The sequence below is a fragment of the Ruminococcus sp. CAG:379 genome (assembly GCF_000434255.1).
GTDB classification, from domain to species: domain Bacteria; phylum Bacillota; class Clostridia; order Oscillospirales; family Ruminococcaceae; genus Ruminococcus_F; species Ruminococcus_F champanellensis.
Map to the genome: position 1 here is coordinate 1 of NZ_FR894803.1, position 6,055 is coordinate 6,055.

Below are 6,055 nucleotides of genomic sequence, written 5' to 3' on the forward strand. Positions count from 1 at the left end.
TATTTTATCACATTCTTTTTTGTCAAACAAATCGGGTATGGGGGCAGCGCTGTCCGCAACATATTGTGTCTGCACCGCAGCTGTCGTGCAGGTGACGCTTTGAGAAACACTCAGCGGTACGATCTGCTGCAAGAGGAAGTCGGCTCTTTTCAGCAGTTCTTTTCTCACCACATTCAGGCGTGAGTAGTATGTGTGCTGGCTGGGCAATTCAGCTCGTTTCAGCAGTTCTTTTCTCAACACATTCAGGCGTGAGTAGTATGTGTGCTGGCTGATACCTTTTTCCTTGCACCAAGCAGTTACGGTCATACCACTGCTCTGGCATTCCTGTATCTGCTCTGCCCACTCCCTGTGATGAAGCTCGGTCTTTACTTCTCTGATCGTTGGCATTTTTCTCAGCTCCTTTCCGGTAGAACCCTTTGGAACTATTTTAACGCATTTTTACAGCCTCGTCAACGTATGGGTGTGGTTGGCGGTTACAAAACAACCCATATTAATGTCAAAATTCGACCAATTATACTCTCTGAGCGAAGATAGTCCGAGCACAAAAAGAAAAATCTCCGTCTCGCTTTTCTAGCGAAACGGAGATAAGAAAAAGGAGTACAACATTGCTTAGCAGCTTATGTTGTACTCCCGTCATAGCACATATGTTTTTCAGGCTGTCCAGTCATGCTCAGCAATCAAGGAAAATAAACACTATTAAAGTTGTGTTTCGTCGGTATTTGTTATCAAATGATTAATAGGATATCATTTTAGTTTTCTAATAAATCCCTTTGCCGGAAAATCAGGATACAGAAACTCCCAGATGCATCCGCATGATTGACACTGATACCATTTTGTTGCATACCATTTGAGTTCTTTCTGTTCTAAGGTAGAATATCCTGTATGATACGGCTTGCTTACTGGTATTTCTATAAAAACACCATTCGCAACTTGATTATGACAAAACGATTTCATTTCTTCAAACAGTTTAAGAGAATTGATATCAGTATCAAATCGCTCCATACAATCGCATTTCAATTGAACCAATTTGCATCGACCTCCGGAATGTAAACTTGATTTCCTCCACCAAGCAATTGACCAGCACCACCATTAATGATTTGTGGACCAGCCACGCCTTCATAGATCACAGTTCCTTTTGGTACAGTAACTTGTGTCATATTGGTGGCGTAATTACCCCAATCTGGATTTAAAGCCAAATCCAATTGGGTTTGCATTACGCCATTTTGAGGTGTTCTTGTCATATACGACCCCACTTTATATTTCGGATCAGAATACATTCTATAAAAATTCGTATCGCTTGAAAGAGGATAAGCATAATACGATGAACTACGGAATGAATTTGCAACATCATTGCTTAATGGACCGGGATTCATGGGAGAATATCTAATAACATCCGTAGATGCTGCTGGCGTAATCTGACTTCTTAGCCATGCATTTATATTCGATGAATTCGATATTCCCCAAGTAGCAGCACCAAGCGCTCCACCAGTTGTTGCGCCAAACAATGTATTATCAATTAATTCATTAGGATCGCTGTATCCATACAAGCTCTGACGCATAGCTGTTGAGGCATATGAGCTTACTCCTCCCGAAATAATGCCAGTTCCAATTACAACATTAGCACTCGAAAGTGAGGCTGCAGCTGCCAATGAACTGCTAGCACCAGCTGTTGCAACTGCTGAACAAACTCCTGCGGCAGCACCGCCTGCTAAACCACCTGCTGCACCACAAGCCGCTGAAATTGCCACATCTTTTCCGTTTATAGTTCCAGTTGTACAATATTGTATAGTTGCTGATGATCCTGCACCAACCGCAGCACCTATAATAGCACCTATTGCCAAAGCAGTTAAAATGCCAATGTGACCCGATGGATCAGCCAAAACAATGGGATTATTTGTGCAATAGGTATATAAGTTTAAACTAAGAGGGGCACCGATTCTACCGACATATGAGTCCCTTGAAATAAATCTACCAGTAACAGGATTATAATATCTCGCTCTCAGATAAACCGTGCCTGTTTCAGTATCATAATACTCACCACAATAACGAAAGGCATTTGAATCAGAATCATCAATATTCTGCTCCACACCAAAAGCGTCATATACATAAGACTTGGTAAGCTCACCGGCAGTATCAAGCAATGCAGTTACATCACCATGTGCGTTTTGCAGGTAGTAGGTGTAGTCATCCGAAGCACCGTAGTTGAACTCGTACTGTGCCAGCAGATTTGTGCCACGCACATAGCAGGTTGCTGTATAGTTACCCGTTACATCCGCAACAATCTGGCCGCCAACCCAGATATGAGTAATGGTTGTGCCATTTACAGTCTTGCTACGGCGCATACCATCCATTCTGTAGGTGTAGCTTGCAGTGTTTTCGTCATCGGAATACGAAATCAACTGATTCAAACCGTCATATGCATAGTTCTTGACATTACCCTCATAATCCGTTACTGTCAGTTGATTGCCGTTTGCATCGTATGTGTAAAGCGTTACCTGAATGTTTGCATCAGGGATAAGGGCAAGCTCATCAGCCTCCGGCAATGTTTTGGTTTCACTCTGAAGCAATCCGGTATAGTTACCATCAGCATCGTTATAGTTATAAGTGGTAGTATACGGTGCATCACCGCTGACAGTCATAGAAGCACGGTTGCCGAACTGATCATAGGTGTAGCTGTAAACCGTCTCGGTATTGCCGTTTGTTACAGTTTCAGTGGCAAGACGACGAATGCCATCATAGGTGTAAGCAGTCGTGGATTCTACGCCATTTACAACGCTTGTTTTCTGTGCATCGGAGCCATCCAGATAGTAAGTATAGTGGTAGCTCTCAATGGTTTCACCGTTATTTGTGCTTACAAGATCGGTAATTCTGTTCGCATTGTTGTAAGAATAGTGTGTAACAACGCCGTTAGCAAGTGTTTCAGACAGCTTGTTGCCATTTGCATCATAGGAATAAGTAGCAGTCAGATCGCCATTTGTTGAAATGGTTGCAAGTCGCATTTCGCTGTCATAGGTGTAGGAAATCGTGCTGTACATCAGCAGATTGCTCTTTCCTGTAACGGTTCTTGCGAGGCTCTCACTGGAACCGACATAGTAATAGCCTGTAAACTGTGTGCCGGATTCCTGAATCAGTCTGCCCATCAGGTCATAGGTGTACCATGTTGTCTGTCCATTGCAAACGGTTCGGGACACCTGACCCATATTGTTGTAATAAGTGGATTTACTTATATCCTTGCTTCTATTACCGGTTTTTGTCTCGCTGGATACAACACGGTTCAGTGCGTCATAAGTGTTTGTAGTTACATACCCGTTGGCATCTGTTGAAGTCAGAACATTACCGTTTCTGTCATAGGTCATGCTGCCGGAGCAGTAACCTGTGCTTTCGTTTGTGGTTACGAGCCTGTTCCATGCGTCATAGGTGTAAGTTGTGCTGAGATAATCAGCAGAAGACACACCTGTCTGCATTTCAGTCAGAACACCGTCAGCATTGTAGAAATACTTGGCAATTGTTTCAGCATCATCTGCATCACCGTACTGATGCACCTGAATCAATCTGCCCTGTGCATCATATGTGTTTGCAGTGTAGCTGTATGCAGTAGCTGCGGACTGCTCATTGACAGTCTGCTTGACAAGAACCACATTACCATTCTTATCATAGGTATTTTCAGTAATGGAATATACGATGTTGCCGCTTGCATCCTTGGTAAAGGGAACAAGTGTCTTTACTACCTTACCTAATCCATTATAGCTGTATTTTGTTGTGTTGTCAAGCGCATCTGTTGTGCTACGAAGCGTTCCATTGGTATAATAATGACTGGTACGCTTCAATGTGCCGTTGGTATACTCCTTGATTGTATTTCCACGATAATCGGACTCTACAGTGTGAACTAAGGTCGTATTTTCATCTACATAGGTAGTTTTTGTAGTACGCAAACCATGTGCACTGTGCCATGCCTGGGTATCCAAAGCAGAATATTCAGGATGACTCATCCACTGAATGAATTCATAGGAAGTGGATGTGAGGATCTGCGTCTGCTCGGCAGATGTGCTTTCCTTAAATGCTGTCTGGATCTCACGTCCCAGGCCATCATAAGAAACCAGATTCTGTGTACCATTCGGATTTGTTGTTTTGATTACATTCCCATAGGCATTATAAGCATAGCTTGTTGTATTGCCAAGAGCATCTGTCTGAGCAATTACCTGATCAGCCGCATCATAGCTGTATCTGGTGTATTCTTCCTGTGTGTTATCTGCATCGTACTCAAAACCGTTATCCAAAGTAGCGTCATAGTAGTTCGGAGATACCTCTTTAATTTTTCTGTTCAGCTTATCGTAAACCACTCTGGTAACATTCGGTGTACCGCTGAGTCCGGCCGTACCATAGTCATAAGTGCGGATTACATTATTGAAAGCATCATAGTCATAGGTCTTAACATAACCCATGGATGTGGTTTCCCTGCTCACCATCAGTTGAGCATTGTATTCATAGGTGATTGTGCTTTCGCCGATGGAAATAGTTTTCGGCTGTCCCATTGATGTGCCAGAATCATAGTAGGTATATGTTGTTACATTGCCCACTGGATCTGTTTGTGTGGCAACCAAGCCTTTAATATTGCCAGCTGTGCAGTATGTATAGCTTGTAATTGCAAAATCATCTGCATGATTATTGAAATACTGGGTGTAGTCGCTTTCATAGGGGAATCCCCAGATATTATCCACAGGTATCAGACCCTGAGCGGATTTCAACAGTGTTACGCCATCTTCATCATAAACATTGATGGTCGGATAGTGGATAACACAACATCTGCAAATCCAACTGCATAGCCATAATTCTCAGTTTGGTCTGCAACAATTTTAAGCTGCTTGACACCTTCGATGGGAATTTCAAAATCAATAGGAAGAGCCCCACCCTTTATATCAATGACATCAATCAATTCGCCATCTCCGTAAAACACATAAGATACAGAATAATTGGTGTTGTCTACATTTCCAGCCTTACCGCTAATATAAGAATACTTTCCACTTAAATTATAGCTAGCATATCCATCATTAGGATATGTTCCAATTGTAAAGCCAGTACAATAATGTTCTCCTCCAAGTGAAAAGAACTCTTCTTTATTACTGCCGGAGTATTCTTTATAGTAAGAACCGTGCTCATATGATAAGATATCTTTACCTATATAGTCGTGTTGAACTACTATCTGGCACAACAGTTGCGACAAGCTGCAGCTTGCTTTCACTTCCTGCAAGTGTCAATGTAACTTCGGTTTCGTTAAGGGATATACCAACAGTATTCTGTGATCCGCCTCCATTTTCTATAAGGTTTCTCTTCATACCACAAAATGAAAGACCTGCTTCCTCTCCATTCATTAACCTTATCCCGATTGGAGTCCAAAGCTCATTTCCCAGATCTATATCCGCAGTCTGTGCATAGTAGCATTTGTTATACTTATTTGCAAAATACTCACTATTAATCAAATCCCGCATCTTTTCCAGCTCTTTTTTACTTGAAATAAGATAAGGATCTTCTGCTGTACCACTCCCCTTAAACTGATAAGGCTTGCTCTGCCATTCAAAAACAGGATAACCATCATTAATATTGTCTGCATCTAAAACATAAGGGGAACCTAATAGTTCTGCCGCTGAATCCCACATTTCCTTCGGTAATTTTTGACACCCCATAAAGCTGTTGGCATTTACTCCGCCGCTACAGCTTGTACTTAAGTAGTAGTTATTTTCAAATGTAATAACCGTACACAGGGGCTTTTTGGAGAAGAAGCTCGGACGAGAACTGCGTGCGGATGAAGAAGTACACCATATCGATGGTAACCATTTCAATAATGATCCGGACAATCTCATCGCCCTTTCCAAATCGGAACACGCCAAAATTCATTCTTCTTGGAAAGCGAGGGACGAGTATGGAAAATACGTTAAAACGCAGTCAGATTCATGAATACCAAAAATACTGTGTTGACTTTATTAAGTCTCATCCCGTAGGTGAGTACAAAGAAGACTTTCTACGTTCCTGCCGTCAGATCGTGGATATGCTTTCCGAC

5 protein-coding genes are annotated in these 6,055 nt (G+C 42.2%); 1 reads left to right on the plus strand and 4 read right to left on the minus strand.

The window, feature by feature from the left end; all coding sequences use genetic code 11:
* From tnpA to QVO51_RS00415, 4 genes are all read right to left on the minus strand, one after another.
* A partial coding sequence (tnpA, locus tag QVO51_RS00400; protein WP_441295901.1) for an IS66 family insertion sequence element accessory protein TnpA occupies positions 1-387 on the minus strand: 387 nt, incomplete at its 3' end.
* A 626-nt stretch (positions 388-1,013) separates the two neighbouring features.
* Entirely contained in the window at positions 1,014-4,718 is a 3,705-nt protein-coding gene (locus QVO51_RS00405) for an RHS repeat-associated core domain-containing protein (protein ID WP_022356765.1), read from the minus strand.
* A gap of 32 nt (positions 4,719-4,750) precedes the next feature.
* The gene (locus QVO51_RS00410) at positions 4,751-5,221 is read right to left on the minus strand and encodes an NPCBM/NEW2 domain-containing protein (protein ID WP_288167660.1); all 471 of its coding nucleotides are present in this window, start codon (positions 5,219-5,221) and stop codon (positions 4,751-4,753) included.
* Positions 5,172-5,858: a hypothetical protein gene (locus QVO51_RS00415; protein ID WP_022356766.1), complete on the minus strand. Its 687-nt coding sequence runs from the start codon at positions 5,856-5,858 to the stop codon at positions 5,172-5,174. Before QVO51_RS00415 ends, QVO51_RS00410 begins: the two co-directional genes overlap by 50 nt.
* On the opposite strand from QVO51_RS00415, the gene QVO51_RS10810 reads away from it, so the two are divergent.
* Positions 5,791-5,952, plus strand: a complete 162-nt coding sequence (locus QVO51_RS10810; protein WP_369677871.1) for an HNH endonuclease signature motif containing protein — start codon at positions 5,791-5,793, stop codon at positions 5,950-5,952. The genes QVO51_RS00415 and QVO51_RS10810 overlap by 68 nt on opposite strands.
* Positions 5,953-6,055 lie beyond the last annotated feature (103 nt).

Excerpts from the sequence above, each read along its gene's own strand:
- QVO51_RS00415 (WP_022356766.1), bottom strand. The coding sequence starts at position 5,858 with ATGAGATTGTCCGGATCATTATTGAAATGGTTACCATCGATATGGTGT.